Origin of the sequence: Rhizobium sp. PL01, assembly GCF_033447125.1 — a bacterium.
In the GTDB taxonomy this organism is placed as follows: Bacteria; Pseudomonadota; Alphaproteobacteria; order Rhizobiales; family Rhizobiaceae; genus Pararhizobium.
The window spans coordinates 70,652-87,317 of record NZ_JAWQUM010000001.1 but is presented as its reverse complement, the minus strand read 5'-3'; the positions used below and the strand labels follow the sequence as shown (position 1 = coordinate 87,317).

Below are 16,666 nucleotides of genomic sequence, written 5' to 3'. Positions count from 1 at the left end.
TTATCCCTTCACCGCGCCGAGCGACAGGCCTTCGACAAGGTAGCGCTGGGCGTAGAGTGCAAGTGCAAGCGTCGGCGTGACCGAAAGCACGATGGCCGAGGCGATCTGGCCGTACTGGATGCCGGACGAGGTGACGAAGGCGAGCGCACCCACGGTCACCGGTTGCTTGTCCGCCGATGCCAGCACCAGCGCGAAAACAAAGTTGTTCCAGGCGAAGATGAAGGCAAGCAGACCGGCAGCCGCGATCCCTGGTCCCGCCAGCGGCAGGGCGATCTTGCGGAAGGTGGCAAACCAGGAGTGTCCAGCGATGCGATAGGCATATTCGACGTCAGCCGAGATATCCTCGAAATAGCCACGCACGATCCAAAGGATGAGCGGCAGGCAGATCAGCTGGTAGACCCAGATCAGCCCAAAATACGTGTCAGCCAGACCGAGCCACTGGAAATACTGCGTCAGCGGCAACAGCACGAGCAAGGGTGGAGCAAAACGGAACGACAGGAGCGTGAACGCGATATCTTCCGACCCCTTGAACTTGTGGCGGGCGAAGGCATAGGCCGCAGGAACACCGAGGACGAGCGCAAGTGCCACCGAGGTGACCGACAGGAAGATCGAATTGCCGAGATTACGCATGAAGGCAATGTCGAGCGTGCCCGCTGCCGTCGTCAGCTTGCCGGTGATCAAGGCCGCGTAGTTCGACAGCGTCGGCGTGAAGATGATCGATGGCGGGATCGTCAGGATCGTTTCGTTGGTCTGGAACGACATCAGGAAGATCCAGAAGATCGGGAACATGAAAAAGATGACGACGAGCGTGAGGGCAATCAGCCGGAGCGTCTTTTCGAGAGCGGATGTGGTTTCCATGGTTTTCCCCTCACGCTTCGCCGCGGGCGCGTTCGCGCAGCCGCAGCCAGTTCTTGATGAAGATGTTCGACAGGAAGTAGGTGATCGCCCAGAGGATGACCATCAACGCTGCGGAACGGCCGACATTGGTCGACTGGAAGAAGTTGAGATAAGCCTCCACCTGGAAAACGGTCAGCGTATTGCCCGGTCCACCTTGCGTCATCGCATAGATGATATCGAACTGCTGGATACTGTCGAGCAGCCGGAACAGCGTCGCAGTCAGGATATACGGCGTCAGCATCGGCAGGGTGATGCGGAAAAACACGAAAGTCCTTGGCACGCCATCAAGCGCCGCCGCTTCGAACGGCTGGGTCGGCAGCGAGCGCAGACCGGCCAGAAGCAGGATCATGATAAAGGGCGTATAGACCCAGATATCGACGAGAACGACGGTGAGCAATGCCGTGCTCGGGGACGATGCCCAGCGGAAATCGTGGAGCCCGATCAGGCTGGCGAGATAACTGAGAATGCCGAAGCTCGGATTGGTCATCAGCTTCCACATCAGGGCGGCCAGCGCCGGTGCGATCATCAGCGGTAGAAGCAGCATGATCGAGATGAAATTGTTGACCGTCGAGCGGCGCTGCAGGAGCAGCGCGATGCCGAGACCAAGCAGCAGTTCCAGCGTCACGGTAATGCCGGCATAAAGCAGCGACACTTTCAGCGTGTTCCAGAAGGCCGGGTCGGTGAAGAAGTTGAGATAGTTTTCACCCCAGTTGAACTGCCGCGCCCAGGGCTGGCTCAGCCGGTAGCGCTGGAAGGAATAGATCACCGCGGTGAAGAAGGGGATCAGAATACCGATGCAGACGAGCAGTGCCGGAAGGCTGAGCACATAAGGCAGCATCTTCCTGCTGATACGGAAACCTGACGCCGGCTTGCGGAGGGTTGCTGTTGAAGCCATGTCGAGCTCCGTTCTTTGTCTTTGAAGAAAGCGCGCGGCACGCGGATCATCCCGCGCCAGTCCATCGGCATCTCAGGTTGTCTCAAGGCGGCTTTCAGCCGGTGTGCGGGTGCCCGGCGCTCTCTCAAGCGCCGGGCTTCTGCTTGGGAGGCAGATCAGCCGAGGCCGGCTTCCTTCAGCTGGCGATCGATGCTCTCGACCAGCTGGTCGAGACCTTCGTCGACAGGCACTTCCTTGGCGACCATCTTCTGCAATGTCGCCGCCCACTCAGTGGTGACGTCGAAGAACAATGGCTGCGGTGTGAACTTGATCGATGCGCCGGCGGCCGATGCATCGAACATGTCGACATAGCCCGGATACTTGTCGAGCTTGGTGCGGAAGGCTTCATCCTTCCAGACCGACTGGCGGACCGGATCGACGAAGTCCATCTTGGTGGCGCCGAAGATGGCGTGCTCCGGACCGGAAGCCCATTGCAGGAAGTACCAGGTGGCGTCCTTGTCCTTGGAGAAATTGGACATGGCAAGCGACCAGATCCAGATGTTCGGCGTCGAAGCCGTTGCATCCGGGTTGGCGGTAAAGGCGGCATAGGACAGCTGTCCGGCCATCTTGTTGTCGCCGCCGTTCATGAAGTAGCCCAGGCAATCGGCGTCGAAGATCATCGCCGAGGCACCGGCGCCAAGATCGGTACCAACCTGATACCAGGTATAGGTCGACCAGTCCTTCGGGCCGCTCTCCTGGATCATCTGAACCCATTTGGTATGGAAGGCTTTGGAGCCTGCCGTGCCCATCGCCGCCGACAGCTTGCCATCGGTGACGTTCAGGTCCTTTTCGTTGAAGTTAGAATAGGCCGACAGGAAGCCCGGATGGATCGTCGCCCACGAGCGGGAGCCACGAACACCAATACCGTAGATACCGCCGACGTCCTTCTGCAGCTTGGCCGCAACGGAGATCATATCGTCGAGGTTCTTCGGAACGGAAACACCGGCCTTGTCGAACATCGCCTTGTTGTAGGTGATGTTGTTCTGTTCGAACGCCCACGGAATGCACCACTGCTTGGCATCGTCGGAGCCCAGCGCACCGCCGGGCTGTCCGTTCCAGGCGCAGGAGTTTTTCACGCCCGGCAGGAAATCATCCCAGGCATAGTTCGGGTTGGTCTTTTCCGGATCGTTGATCCATTCCTTGAGGTCGGTGATCCAGCCGGCCGGACCATAGGTCCAGGTCATGTAGGCACCGGTCATGAAGGCGTCGTATTCGGTGGAACCGGACGACAGGGCAGCCGTCACCTTGTCGAAATAGACGTCTTCCGGAAACACGTCGTATTTCACGTCCATACCCGTCAGGTCTTTGAAGGCCTGCAGGTTGGCGATCATTGCGTCGGCATAGGGATGCTTGTTCAACAGCAGCTTCACGGTCTTGCCGGAATGTTTCTTCCAGTCGAAATCGGCAGCCATTGCCCTGGTGGACATCATGTTGAGCAGCGTACCGCCAGCACCAGCCGTGACGCCCATGGCGCCGAGGCCCTTCAGCATTCCGCGGCGGTCCACCTCTCCACGCAGGAATGCACTGATCAGGTCTTTCTCTTTCTCATGCATTGGTCTTCTCCTCCTTCACGGGCAAAACATGCTCATTCACTTGAGCGGCACCGGTTACCCGACCGGCATTTCCTCAGATCGCAGCTCATGCCCCGTGGCTCCTGACCAAGCGGGATACTGTCGCTGCGAAAAGACTTGAACCGACCCACTCCCCGGATCAGTCTTCAGCCCTCACTCCCTTCGCCGGGACAGCGCCGTTTCAGGCGGCATCCTCCATCAACGTCTGCGCCGTCTTCTCGTCGGTGATCAGACCGCTGAGAAAGCGGCTTTCCAGCACGGCGCGAATGGCACGGGCCTTCACCTTGCCACCGGCAACGGCGACCGTGCGGCGGTTTTTCAAATTCTCGCGGCTCAGCGTGAACGTGCGGTTGGACAGCGAGGTCTCGATCGGCTGGCCCTTGTCGTCGAAGAAATGGCCAAGCAATTCGCCGGCGCCGCCGCCATTCTTGATTTCCTCGAGCTCGCCCTTCTCGATCATGCCCGTCGCCACCAGCGACGCTTCCCGCTCCACAGTGCCGATACCGACAAGCAGCAGATCAGCGGTGCTGGCGAGCTCGAAGATTTCGCGGACGCCGCGCTGATTGAACAGCACGTCGCGGTCCTCAACCGAATTGGCAAAGAAAGGCACCGGCATGACATAGGCTTCAGCGCCGGTACGCTCGGCCAGCCGGTGGATAACGTCATGCGGATTGGCGGAAAACCGCCGCGTCAGGCCACCGAGCAGCGAGACGAAGCGAACGTCCTTGTTGGTGGTGCGTGGCAGGTATTCGACACAGGCAGCCAGCGTCCGGCCATGCCCCATGCCGATCAGCAGCGAACCTTCCTTCTCGATCTCGCGTTTGAGGAATTGCGCCCCAGAAATGCCGAGCGCCTTCAGCGGCAACTCCTCCGGGTCGAAATCCGGCACGACTTCGCAATAATCGAGGCCATAGCGGGCGGAAAGCTTCTGCTCCAGCTCGACACATTCGGAAACTTCGCCGTCGATATAGACCTTCACCAGACCTTCCTGGTTGGCCTTGGTGATCAGGCGGTGGGCTTTCAGCGAGGTCAGGCCAAGGCGTTTGGCCACTTCGGACTGGGTCAGCCCACCGGCATAATGCAGCCAGGCCGCACGCGTTGCCATGCTCGACTCGTCATCCCGAAGTGAACCGCCGCCCAAAACCATGTCTCCACCCTCGTCTCTGCTATTTTTTTCACAGCATGATATTTTTATCTATTGCTGAAAGAATTTTCATGAGCTGAAAAATTTGTCAAGTATGTTCGATGCGGCGGCGCACCAATTCGATATGCGCTTGCAGCAGCGCCAGGCATCACTAAGGACAAACGCAAAACGCGCCCGGTTGCCCGGACGCGATTGGCTTGAGGAAAAAATGGGAGGGAGGCTTACGCCTCGGTTTTCTTCATCAGCTTAGCCTGCAGGACGACGACGACCAGAAGAAAAGCGCCGCGAATGACGGACTGCCAATAGGCCGAGAGCGAAATCCAGCCGAGGCCGTTTTCGAAATTGAGGATGTTGAAGACCATGGCGAGCAGCAGCGCGCCCGCCAGCGTCGCACCGACCGAGCCAGAGCCGCCGGTCAGCAGCGTGCCGCCGACCACGACCGAGGCGATGGCGAACAGTTCCCAGCCCACGCCCTCGGTCGGCTGCCCTGCCCCGAACTGCGAGGCAAGGATGACACCGGCCAGACCGGCAAGCAGACCAGACAGCGCGTAGACGCCAAACAACGTCTTCTCGACCTTCAACCCCATCAGGTTGGCCGTCGCCTCGCCGTCACCAATGGCCAGCACATGCCGCCCTGCCGGATGCCGCTCGAGAAAGATCCAGCCGAGAACGTAAGCGAGCGCCGCAATCCAGCCCGGGATCGGGAACCCGAGGAAATCGTCCTGCCCGATGGTGGTGAAGCCAGTATCGTAGGACACCGAAACCGACTGGTTGTTGGCCAGAAGCAGGGCCGTGCCATAGGCCGCCAGCATCATTGCCAGCGTCGCGATGAATGGCTGGATCCGCATGCGGGTGATGATCAGGCCGTTGATCGAGCCGGCAATCAGCCCGGCGATCATGCCGCCGGCAAGCCCCGGAACCCAGCCATAGGGCGACAGATAGGCCGCGACCACACTTGCCATCGCCGCCACGCCGCCGACCGAAAGATCGATACCACCGGTGATGATGACGAAGGCCATGCCGAGCGCGATCAGCGCGAACATCGAATTGTAGCGCAGGAAGCTGAGGATATTGAACGGCGAGATGAAGTTGTCGTAGCGCAACGCGCCGAACAGGATCAGCCCCGCCAGTGCCAGAAGCACGCCAAGACGGGCGAAGTCCCCGGAGGATTTGGCCATGAAGGGCCTTGCAAGGGTTTTCAGCATAGGTCCGTTACCCCTTGGCACGTTGCTGGATGAACACGGCGATGACGATCAGCCCCGCCTTGACGATCAGTGCCGCCGCATCCGGCACGCCGTTGGCCAGAAGCGTATAGCGCACCAACTGGATGACGAAGGCGCCAAGCACCGTACCGATGATATTGGCCCTGCCCCCGGTCAGGAGCGAACCGCCGACCGCAACAGCGGCGATGGCATCAAGCTCCATGCCGAGCCCGACCAGATTGGCATCGCTTGCCGAATTGCGGGCGACGACGATCAGACCGGCAATGCCGGCAAGGGCGCCACTGATAATGTAGACGAAGGTTTTCACCCGCCGCACCGGAATGCCGGTCAGCCGCGCCGCCTTCTCGTTGCCGCCGACGGCGATGATCTGACGGCCGATAACCGTATAGCGGATCAGGCAATAGGCTAGCACCGCCACGATGATCATGATGATCACCTGCGCCGGAACTCCGGCGATACGGCCCATGGCGATGAACTGGAAATCCGGGTTCTTGAACACCTGCAGATTGCCATTGGTAGCGACCTGCGCGATGCCGCGGCCAGCGATGAATAGCACCAGCGTGGCAATGATCGGCTGGATCGAAAACCGCGTCACCAGCATCCCGTTGAACCATCCGAATGCCATAACCAGCAACACCGGCAGGATAAACGAGAGAATGATCAGGATGCCCATGTTCTCGATCGGCAGCAGCTTGCCCATGAAGATCATCGGCGCCGCAGTACCAGCAATTGCCATCAGCGAACCGACCGACAGGTCTATACCCCCCGTGGCAATGACCAATGTCATGCCCACCGCAACGATAACGATGGTCGCAACCTGGGTCAGGTTGACGTTGAGTGTTTGCCAGGAAAGGAAATTGGGGGTGACGATCAGGTTGAAGACAACGAGCAGGATGAAGGCCGCGAATGTGCCATAGCGACTGAGAAACTGCGCCGTGTTCAGGCGCGCAGTGCGCTCGGCCGGGGCGGATGTGTCGATTGTCGTCATGTCAGTTCCCCTGATGGGCCATGGCGGAAAGAAGCGCCGTCTCACTGAGTTCGTTGCGCTTCAGGACGGCAACGGACCGGCCATCGCTCAACACCGTCACGCGGTCTGCCGCTGCCAGAAGCTCCTCAAGTTCGGAAGAGATCATCAAGACACTCAAGCCCTCGTCCGCAAGGCTGCGCAGCAGCTTGAGGATTTCCGCCTTGGCACCGATATCGATGCCACGCGTCGGCTCGTCGATGATGAGAATGCGCGGATCGGTGCAGAGCCAGCGGGCGAGCAGTACCTTCTGCTGGTTGCCGCCCGACAATTCCTTGATCGGCTGATCCGGCGAGGCGCATTTAACGCCGAGCGCCTTGATATAGCGAGTGACGATCTCCTGCTGGCGGGCGCGGTCGACAATGCCTGCCTTTTTCAGTTTCGGCAGCAGTGCCAGCGTCATGTTTTCGCGGATGCTCATATCCGGGATAATGCCGTCGATCTTGCGGTCCTCGGAGACCAGTCCGATACCGTCGGCAATTGCGTCGGCCGGTTCGCCATAGCGGCGCTCCTGGCCATCGATACGAATCGATCCCTTCTCCAAGGTGTCGACGCCGAAGATGATCCGCGCCGTTTCCGTGCGGCCGGAACCCAAAAGACCGGCAAGCCCGGAGATTTCGCCTTCGCGCACCGTCATGCTGACATCGCGCACCCGCACGCCGGACCCCGCACTTTCGACAGACAAGCGCACCGGTTTTGCCTCGTCGTCACCGGTATCGCGGGCAATGGCCTGAAAGGCAGCCAGCTCCTTGCCGAGCATGTTGCGGACAAGCTCCATCTTCGGCATGTCCGCCATGGCGCTGTGCGCAACCGTCTGGCCGTCACGCATGATGGTGACGCGGTCGCAGATCTCATACAGTTCATCGAGCCGGTGGCCGATGAACAGCACCGCCACACCGTTTTTCCTCAGCGTCCGGATCGTCTGGAACAGGACGCCGACTTCGCGTTCATCCAGCGACGAGGTCGGCTCGTCCATGATCACCAGCCGGGCTTTCTGGGTAACCGCACGGGCAATCGCGATCATCTGGCGAGTGGCGGCACTGAAGCGGGCAACTGGCATGTCCACGTCGATGTCGAGATTGAAGGTCTTGAGCACGGCAGCAGCGCCTTCGCGCATCGCCCGCCGGTCGAGCAGACCCAGCCGCGTCCTCGGCTCGCGCGACAGATAGATATTCTCGGCGACCGAACGCTGCGGCGCCAAGTTGATTTCCTGGTAGATCGTCGCGATGCCCCTCGCCTGGCTGGCGCCCGGCGTTGCAAAAATGACGTCTTCATCCTCGAAACGGATCAGCCCGGTATCGCGTTGATAGGCGCCGGTCAAAATCTTGATCAGCGTCGATTTTCCGGCACCGTTCTGGCCGACCAGCGCCATGACCTCGCCCGCGGCGATTTCAAGCGAGGCCGATCGCAGAGCAGCAACACCGGAAAAAGCCTTGGAAATATCCTGCATGGACAGCAGCATGTTCCATCCATCCTCAATAAGCAGACATGAAAAGCCGGCCGGAATGGCAATGCCACCCCGGCCGGAAGCGACAGTCTTGGGAAATCAGTAGGCGCTGGAGAGTTCAGTCGATGCATTGGATGCGTCGTAGAACTTATCGGTGTTGATGACCCATGCCTCGATCTTATCACCGGCGGCAAAGCGCGTCATCGTCTCAAAAGCCTTCGGTCCAAAGCGGGGATTGCACTCAACGACGGCAGCGATCTTGCCATCAACGACAGCCTGCACGGCTTCCTTGCCACCGTCGATCGACAGCACAAGAATATCCTTGCCCGGCACCTTGCCGGCGGCCTCGATGGCTGCGATGGCGCCGATCGCCATTTCGTCATTATGCGCGTAGATCACGTCCGCATCTGGATGCGCCTGCAACAGGGCTTCGGCAACCTGACGGCCCTTGTCGCGGGCGAAATCGCCGGTCTGAGAGGCAACGATTGTGAAGCCTCCGGCGGCGGTGATCGCTTCGTCGAAACCCTTCTTGCGATCGTTGGCAGGCGACGAACCAGTCGTGCCCTCCAGCTCGATGATCTTCGATTTGCCATTGGCGTTCTTTGCCAACCACTCGGCTACGCGCTTGCCTTCGTCGATGAAGTCCGAGCCGATGAAGGTCAAGTAGTCTTCACCCGCTTTGGCTAGCGCCTGATCGACATTGCGGTCGAGCAGAATGACCGGAATACCTGCCTTCTTGGCAGCCATGACGGCCGGGATCAGCGGCTTTTCTTCGCGCGGGGCAAGGAAGATAACATCGACGCCCTGAGCGATCATTGAATTGACGTCGGCCACCTGCTTGGCCGCGGAACCGGCGGCATCGGTATAGACCAGCTGATAACCGAGCTTTGCAGCTTCGGCCTTCATGCTTTCGGTCTGGGCGATGCGCCAGGGATTGTTGGATTCGGTCTGCGCGAAACCGACCTTATAGGTGTCTTTCTTGGCCAAAGCCGGCATCTCGGCATAGGCGGCCGAGCCGGCAAGCGCGATGGCGCCCATGGCCGTTGCGGCAGCCAGGAACATGCGACGTGAAATCGTGGACATCGGTATTTTCTCCTCCGAAATTTACCGGTACTCCTCTACCGGGCAGTGAGCATTTTCCGCTTCACATCCGTAAATCTTGCGCTAATATTATTATCAGTCAAGCGCTAATTTATTAGCACGCGCACAAAAAATAATTCTGCATCGCAGCAGAAATCGGGATGGAAGCGAGACAGGACGATGGCAAGAGGAAACGGGCGCAACAGCACTCCCGAAAAGCAGGGAGACGCAGGGCGGCCAACCATGACAGACGTTGCAAGAATTGCCGGCGTCTCACAATCCAGCGTCTCGCTGATCCTCAACGAGATGTCCGGAGCACGCATTTCGGCCGAGACTCAGACGCGGGTCAGAGAGGCTGCTCATAAAATTGGTTATAAATTACCAATGACTCGCAACGAGGTCGATACGACCCCGCATGTGGAGAAGGACACAATCGCCTTCATCGTCGATGAAATTTCCACCAGCCCGCATCCGGTTGTCAGCCTCGACGGCATTCGTGATTATGCGTTCGAGCAGGGGCTTCTCGTTTCCGCCCATGCGACCCGCTCCAACCCAGACCTGCAGGACGCCGTGCTACGCTCGGTGCTGCGCGACCGCTCGATCGCCGGCGTCATCTATGCGACGATCTTCACCCGCAAAGTCACCGTGCCGCCGCAGCTGAAGGGCATTCCAACCGTGCTGCTCAACTGCTATTCGGAACCTCGCCAGCATATGGCCATCGTGCCCGGCGAGGTCGCCGGCGGCTTTACCGCGACGGCGCATCTCACAAGCCTCGGCCACAAGCGCATCGGCTTCATCAATGGCGAACCTTGGATGGATGCGGCGATGGACCGCCTGAAAGGCTACAAGCAGGCACTCGCAACCGCCGACATCGCCTTTGACGAAACGCTGGTGCGCGACGGTGATTGGCTGCCGCTGCGCGGTTACGAGGCCGGACTTGACCTGCTCTCCATGCCCAATCCGCCATCAGCGATCCTCTGCGGCAACGACCTGATGGCGATCGGCCTCATGGAGGCGGCAGCCGAAAAGGGCCTGCGTGTTCCGCAAGACCTGTCCGTCATGGGCTATGACGACCAGGAACTGGCCCGCTACACCCACCCGCCGCTCTCGACACTCGTCCTGCCCAACTACGAGATGGGCCAAAAGGCGGCCGAAATCCTCATCGACATGGCCATTCACGGCAAGCAGCCACGCCCGATGACCATCAAGGTCGATGGCCCGCTGGTGCGGCGTGGCACGACGGCAAAACCGGCCTAGACCGGCCTAGACCGGAGCTTTCGCAGAAACACCTTCATTTCCAGCGCAATCTCGTGTTGAAGAGGATCAGCACACGATGGAGATGGGCAAGGCATGCAAGCGATGAAATCCTGGAAGCGCAGACTGCGCAAATGGCGCAATCGCGTTGCAAAGCGCGTGCTCGCCACCCGCATCGGCCGCGAAATGCTCGTCAATGCTGTCAGCCCGAAAATCCTGTCGATGACCGCCGATTGCGGTGACCATCTGATGACCTTCTCCCCGCACGATTATATTGGCCGGAAAATCTACCGGAAGGGCCATTTCCAGCGCGAAAATGTCGAGCGGCTGCTCGCCGTTCTGCGGCAAAGAAACCTTCTGCCACAGGACAGGATCCTTCTCGAACTCGGCGGCAATATTGGTACCCAGACCGTCTATTTCGCACTGAGCAAGGCTTTCCGCCACATCGTCACGGTGGAGCCGGATCCGCGCAACTTCAAACTTCTCACCACCAATATCGACCAGAACGGCTTGGGCGAGCAAATCACCGCGATCAACACCGCCGCCGGCGAGAGCGAAGGCACGCTCGATTTCTTCATGCACAGGGACAATCACGGCAAAAGCAGCGCACTGCGCCAGAGCGACCGGGATATCGAGATCAAGGTTCCAGTCAAGCCGGTCACTGCCATGCTGGCCGACACGGGCGTCGCACCTGACGACATCGGGCTGGTCTGGATGGATATCGAGGGCTACGAGCCGGTTGCCGCCCGCTCGATGCGGCCACTGCTGGAACGGCGCGTGCCGTTCTACATGGAATTCTCACCGGTCTTTTACGGACCGGCCGGATCGCAGGCTTTCGTCGACTATCTGGCCGGGTTCTACGATAACTGCATCGTCTTTTATGAAGACAGTCAGGTGGAGATGAAGGTTACGGCCCTGCCGATCGAGCAAAACCAGTTCGACGTTCTGCTCTTGCCCTGAAACGCCGCCCGCCTGAAAAGACGGGCGCTCCGCTATCTGCTCAGCGCTTCCTGTAGAAATAGGTCCGGCCCGGATCGGCACCGGCTGGAAGTGGCAGCGGCTCTAGGTCAGGATGATCAAGCGGCAGCCCGCTTGCCGCAACACCGCCAGTCTTCAGCGCGGATGCGATCGACTGCGGCAGCCAGGTCAAGGTCTTGGCATCTTTTTCCGGATAGGCCGTACCGATATCGGCATTCGCAAACGCGATACCCTTGCCGGCAAACTGGGCAATGGTCTCCTTGATGTCGCCAAGAATGAGATCGGCTTCCGGTGGCGTCGAATCGGGATGAGACCCGACGGCCCGATCGAACGCGATAATCCGGTTGTTTGGAAACAGTTCGCGGATGTGGTCATAGGTCCGACCGTTGCCAAGCCCGATTTCCAGGATCACGCCATCCGGCGCGATCATCGAAGCCTCCTTGATATGGTTGAGAACAGCGCGCTGCGAGTGCATGCGGGAGATAAAACCATCAAGGCGACTCATCTAATTCATCCATTCATTCAAATCATGCTGGTTGCATCGCTTAACACGAGATGCAGCGATGGGTCGACCGCGAGGGCGGGAAAATTGCTTCAGGCTCCTATCCGTGATGGAAAGTGATGGGTTTGTTTCTGCCAAGCTTTTCCAACTGCCGGCCGTCAAACCACGTCGCCTGCCCTGCGCGAATATGGTAGCCTCAGAAGCATGAGCCAGCTTTCCAGCGAAACATTCTTCAGCGCGCTTCCCGTTTTCGTCGAATTTGAAGGCGTGGCCAACAGCGACAACTACCGGGCATTGCCCGCCGACTGGGCTCTGGCAACAGCGGACATCGTCGATTCCACCGGCGCGATCGAGGCCGGCCGCTACAAGGCCGTCAACATGGCCGGTGCCAGCGTCATCTCGGCCATTCTGAATGCGCTGGGGAATAACGACCTTCCCTTTGTCTTCGGTGGCGACGGCGCCATGGTCGCGGTTCCGCCCTCAGGTGTGGAGAAGGCCCGGAATGCTCTGTCCGACGTCCAGCGCTGGGTTGAGGAAGAGCTGCAGCTGACGCTCCGGGCTGCGCTTGTTCCCGTTGCCGATGTCATAGCCGCTGGGCTTTCGGTGCGTGTCGCCCGCTTTCAGGTCAATCCGGAGGTGTCCTATGCGATGTTTGCCGGCGGCGGCTCCAGTTGGGCCGAAGCGCGCATGAAGGAAGGTCTTTTTGCCGTACCACCCGCACAGCCCGGTGCACGACCGGACTTGACCGGCCTTTCCTGCCGCTGGAACCCGATACAATCCCGGCATGGCGAAATCGTCTCCATCATCGCAGTTCCCGTCGGATCGGAGAACCTCGCCGCTTTTCAGGCCCTGGTCACCGACATCGTCGCCCTTGCAGCAGGCGAAGAACGGGATGGCCATCCGGTCGCCGCCGAAGGTCCGCAGATGGGCCTGTCGATGGCGGGCCTGACAGCCGAGACCAACACAGCACCAAAGGGAAAACGCTTCACGCACCGGCTTTTCATCGTCGCACAATATCTTCTGATCGTCGGCCTCTATCGCTTGGGGCTGACGCTCGGCCGGTTCGATCCCAAGCTCTACCGGCAGGACGTTGCCCGCAACACCGATTTCCGCAAGTTCGACGACGGCCTGAAAATGACCATCGACGTCGATCCGGAACGGCTGCGCCAGATCGAAGCGCGGCTTGAGCAGGCAGCAAGCGCCGGCATCTGCCGCTTCGGCCTGCACCGCCAGGATTCGGCGCTGATGACCTGCATCGTGCCGACACCGCTCAGCCGCGATCACATGCACTTCATCGACGGTGCCGCCGGTGGTTATGCGATGGCCGCCAGCCGTCTGAAAAAGCAGATAGCAGCCACGCCTTTGGCCGCAGCGACGCCCTGACGGCAATGACGAGGTGAGGTGAGTTACGCCTTGAGGATGTTGGCACCTTCGATGCCACGCCGGGCAAAGGCGTTGCGTGTATCGACGATCAACGGCGCCCAGCGGGCGATTGCAGCATAGTCGACCGCATCGTGGTCCGTTGCGATCAGCACGGCATCGAAGGCCTTTACCGATTGCTCGTCCAGCGGCACCGAGGCCCGCCCCTTCAGCGCCATATATTCGCGCGTCTTTGGAATCTCCGTCACATGCGGGTCGTGGTAGTCAGCGCGTCCGCCCCGCTCCTCGATCAACTCGATCAGCTTCAGCGACGGGCTTTCGCGGATATCCGGCACGTTCTTCTTGTAGGCAAGACCAATCACCAGCACCTTCGACCGGCTGAGCGCCTTGCCAAGATGGACATCCAGTGCTTCGGCAAGCCGCCCGACCACATGCTTCGGCATGGCCGAATTGATTTCACCGGCAAGCTCGATGAAGCGGGTGGGCAATTCGTATTCGCGGGATTTCCAGGTGAGATAGAACGGATCGATCGGGATGCAGTGGCCGCCAAGGCCGGGACCGGGATAGAACGGCATGAAACCGAACGGTTTGGTCTTGGCCGCATCGATCACTTCCCAGATATCGATGCCCATCGCCTCGTAGACGACCTTCAACTCGTTGACGAGGGCGATGTTGACCGCACGAAAAATGTTCTCGGTCAGCTTCACTGCTTCAGCCGTCGCCGGTGATGACACCGGCACGACAGTCTGGACGACGGCGCCGTAAAAAGCCTTCATCAGCTCTGCGGCCGCCTCGCCATCACCGGCCACGACCTTCGGGATGCTTGATGTATGGAAATCACGATTGCCCGGGTCTTCCCGCTCAGGCGAGAAGCCAAGAAAAAAATCCTGCGTCGATGTGAGGCCCGTCTTTTCCAGGATCGGCCGGACAATCTCGTCCGTCGTGCCGGGATAGGTGGTCGATTCCAGAACAATCAGCTGACCGGGCTTCAGCGTCTCGGCGATACGATCGCAGGTGCGGGTAATGAACGACAGATCCGGATCGCGGTGTTTCGTCAAAGGCGTGGGAACGCAGATGACGATGACGTCACACTGAGCAAGTTCGCTGAAGTCGGTCGTTGCCCGAAATCGGCCTTCTCCCGTTTCTGTTGCGAGAACCGCATCGGGAACCGCGGCGATATAGGATTGTCCGGCATCAATGGCGACGATCTTTTGCGGGTCGATATCAAAGCCAGTGACAGTAAAGCCGTTGCGGGCGGCGGTGATCGCCAGCGGCAGGCCGACATAGCCGAGACCGATCACACCCGCACGGGCGCTACGGTCTGCGATCTTCGAAAGGAGAGCCTCGCTCACGGAAGAATGGACGGTCAAATGCGTGTTCTCGACTGGTCGTGACGCGCTGAAGCGCCTTTGCGGATGAGGGTCAGTTGAGGATAAACGGGCGTGAAGTCAAGGACTGCACCGGCGGCGCCTCTTGCCGCACCCGCAACAATTCTCCAATTTTTGTCGCCTCTGAATCTGGTTTTGCCATTTTCGCCACTTATATTGAGCCGGTGCAAACGCCTGATCTATCGAAACGCAGACCGGACCTCCGGCCATCGCCGGGATTTCGTTGAGAAAGCGACGCGCCACACAATGAATATTCATAGAACCACGGTTTCCACGCACCTGCTGGACCGCGTATCGAACTGGCTGCAGCAGGCCGCACTGAATGGCGAAACGCTGGAGACGGTTGTAACCGGCTTCTGCGAAAGACTGGCTGCCTCCGGCCTGCCGCTTAGCCGCGTCCATCTCAGCTTTTCGATGTTGCATCCGCTCTACGACGCGCTGGGTTTTACCTGGTTGCGCGGCCAGGGCGTCACCGTCGAAGGATATCGAGCCGACCCGGCCGACGAAAAGCCAGACCGCTTTCTAAACAGCCCCTATTATTATCTCCTGAGCAATAAACTTGAGCATATGCGCCGCCAGATCGATCCATCGATGCGCTCGGAATTTCCGATTTTCGATGAACTGAAGGAAATGGGCGTTACCGACTATATCGCCTTCGTCCAGTCCTTTGGCGAGACCTCCGGTCAGGGCATGATCGGCTCCTGGTCCACGGATGCCTATGGCGGTTTCAGCGATAATGTCATCGAGGCTCTGCTCCGCATCCAGAACAATCTGGCCGTCGCCGCCAAGATGGCCGTTCTCGGCAAGCTCGCCGATAATATGCTGACCACATATCTCGGTGCCAATGCCGGCAAGCGGGTGCTGTCCGGCCAGACGCGGCGCGGCGATGGTGAAACCATCAGGGCAGCCTTGGTCATGGCCGACATGCGCCAATCGACAGTGCTTGCCGAAAAAGAGGGCCGGCAGGTCTATATCGATACGCTCAACCAGTTTTTCGATGCCATCGCCACGCCGTTCAGCCGCAATGGCGGCGAAATCCTGAGCTTTGTCGGCGACGGCTTTCTTGCCGTCTATCCCTGTGGCCGCCACCGCGAGCCGTCGCAGGTCGCAGCCCTTGCGGCCATGGCTGCCGTTCGTCAGGCAGCCGCGCACATGGCCGAACTGAATGCCGGCCGTCAAAAGCAGGACTTGCCGGAAGTCAGGTACGGGATCGGATTGCACGTCGGCAATGTCATGTTCGGCAATGTCGGCCTCAACGACCGCCTGACCTTTTCAGCCTTCGGCGCCGCCGTCAACGAGGTGGAGAGGCTACAGGGCCTGACCAAGAAATACACCCACCCGATCGTCGCGAGCCAGGCCTTCGCCACCTATTGCGGTGGCGACTGGGTGACGCTCGGCCAGGAAAAGCTGCGCGGCGTCGGCCAGAAGGTCACCGTGCTTCTGCCTGGGGAAGACAATATGAAACTCGACGATGGCGCAGCCATCCGCAACAACGCAATGGAGACACGATCGGAGGCCGAGCAGGTCATGCTGCTTTATCGCAACAGCAAGAAACCGCAGCCGCGCGACCCGCTCTGGAGCAAGTTGCTGCAGTAAAGATCGGCCAGCGGCCGCATATCCGCAGCGATTGATTGGTGGGATAGAGAACAGATCCATCCCGCTCGAATGATTGACATTTCCCCATCACGCCGGCTCGCCGTCGCCGTGAGTATATCCGTGCGAACTTTACCAGCCGAAGGTCATGGACACGTCAATTTCCGTGGGATAGTCTCTTTGTGAGGAAGCCGGGCTGCGAGCCCGGAAGTGTGCTCCGCATGATCGCGGGCCGCCATGAAACAAGGACA

Annotated in this window: 14 protein-coding genes; 4 read left to right on the top strand and 10 right to left on the bottom strand. The window is 59.7% G+C overall.

Annotated features, from left to right (window positions below):
- The 8 genes from R6X40_RS00365 to R6X40_RS00330 form a co-directional block, all read right to left on the bottom strand.
- Complete coding sequence (locus R6X40_RS00365) at positions 1–858, bottom strand: carbohydrate ABC transporter permease (RefSeq protein WP_318410043.1); 858 nt, start codon at positions 856–858, stop codon at positions 1–3.
- Between the two features lie 10 nt (positions 859–868).
- Positions 869–1,792 carry a carbohydrate ABC transporter permease gene (locus R6X40_RS00360; RefSeq protein WP_113312497.1) on the bottom strand — a complete coding sequence of 308 codons (924 nt, stop codon included), beginning with the start codon at positions 1,790–1,792 and terminating at the stop codon, positions 869–871.
- 155 nt (positions 1,793–1,947) lie between these two features.
- Positions 1,948–3,384, bottom strand: a complete 1,437-nt coding sequence (locus R6X40_RS00355; RefSeq protein ID WP_318410041.1) for an extracellular solute-binding protein — start codon at positions 3,382–3,384, stop codon at positions 1,948–1,950.
- A gap of 199 nt (positions 3,385–3,583) precedes the next feature.
- The gene (locus R6X40_RS00350; protein ID WP_318410039.1) at positions 3,584–4,549 is read right to left on the bottom strand and encodes a sugar-binding transcriptional regulator; all 966 of its coding nucleotides are present in this window, start codon (positions 4,547–4,549) and stop codon (positions 3,584–3,586) included.
- Positions 4,550–4,767: 218 nt separating this feature from the next.
- Positions 4,768–5,751: an ABC transporter permease gene (locus R6X40_RS00345; RefSeq protein WP_318410037.1), complete on the bottom strand. Its 984-nt coding sequence runs from the start codon at positions 5,749–5,751 to the stop codon at positions 4,768–4,770.
- 7 nt (positions 5,752–5,758) lie between these two features.
- The gene (locus R6X40_RS00340; RefSeq protein ID WP_318410036.1) at positions 5,759–6,757 is read right to left on the bottom strand and encodes an ABC transporter permease; all 999 of its coding nucleotides are present in this window, start codon (positions 6,755–6,757) and stop codon (positions 5,759–5,761) included.
- Between the two features lies 1 nt (position 6,758).
- The gene (locus R6X40_RS00335) at positions 6,759–8,255 is read right to left on the bottom strand and encodes a sugar ABC transporter ATP-binding protein (protein ID WP_318410034.1); all 1,497 of its coding nucleotides are present in this window, start codon (positions 8,253–8,255) and stop codon (positions 6,759–6,761) included.
- 84 nt (positions 8,256–8,339) lie between these two features.
- Positions 8,340–9,323 (bottom strand): ABC transporter substrate-binding protein, encoded by a 984-nt coding sequence (locus R6X40_RS00330; RefSeq protein ID WP_318410033.1) that lies wholly within the window; start codon positions 9,321–9,323, stop codon positions 8,340–8,342.
- Between the two features lie 177 nt (positions 9,324–9,500).
- On the opposite strand from R6X40_RS00330, the gene R6X40_RS00325 reads away from it, so the two are divergent.
- Positions 9,501–10,577: a LacI family DNA-binding transcriptional regulator gene (locus R6X40_RS00325; RefSeq protein ID WP_318410032.1), complete on the top strand. Its 1,077-nt coding sequence runs from the start codon at positions 9,501–9,503 to the stop codon at positions 10,575–10,577.
- Between the two features lie 93 nt (positions 10,578–10,670).
- Entirely contained in the window at positions 10,671–11,534 is an 864-nt protein-coding gene (locus R6X40_RS00320; protein ID WP_318410031.1) for an FkbM family methyltransferase, read from the top strand.
- Between the two features lie 40 nt (positions 11,535–11,574).
- Here the strand turns inward: R6X40_RS00320 and R6X40_RS00315 are convergent, their stop codons facing one another.
- Positions 11,575–12,057: a class I SAM-dependent methyltransferase gene (locus R6X40_RS00315; RefSeq protein ID WP_318410030.1), complete on the bottom strand. Its 483-nt coding sequence runs from the start codon at positions 12,055–12,057 to the stop codon at positions 11,575–11,577.
- A gap of 201 nt (positions 12,058–12,258) precedes the next feature.
- Here R6X40_RS00315 and R6X40_RS00310 point away from each other — a divergent pair, with 201 nt between their 5' ends.
- Positions 12,259–13,437, top strand: coding sequence for a DUF3095 domain-containing protein (locus tag R6X40_RS00310; protein WP_318410028.1), 1,179 nt, complete (start codon positions 12,259–12,261; stop codon positions 13,435–13,437).
- Between the two features lie 23 nt (positions 13,438–13,460).
- Here R6X40_RS00310 and R6X40_RS00305 read toward each other — a convergent pair whose 3' ends face one another.
- The gene (locus tag R6X40_RS00305) at positions 13,461–14,804 is read right to left on the bottom strand and encodes a nucleotide sugar dehydrogenase (protein WP_318410025.1); all 1,344 of its coding nucleotides are present in this window, start codon (positions 14,802–14,804) and stop codon (positions 13,461–13,463) included.
- Between the two features lie 264 nt (positions 14,805–15,068).
- Here R6X40_RS00305 and R6X40_RS00300 point away from each other — a divergent pair, with 264 nt between their 5' ends.
- Positions 15,069–16,418, top strand: coding sequence for an adenylate/guanylate cyclase domain-containing protein (locus tag R6X40_RS00300; RefSeq protein ID WP_318410023.1), 1,350 nt, complete (start codon positions 15,069–15,071; stop codon positions 16,416–16,418).
- Positions 16,419–16,666: the final 248 nt, after the last annotated feature.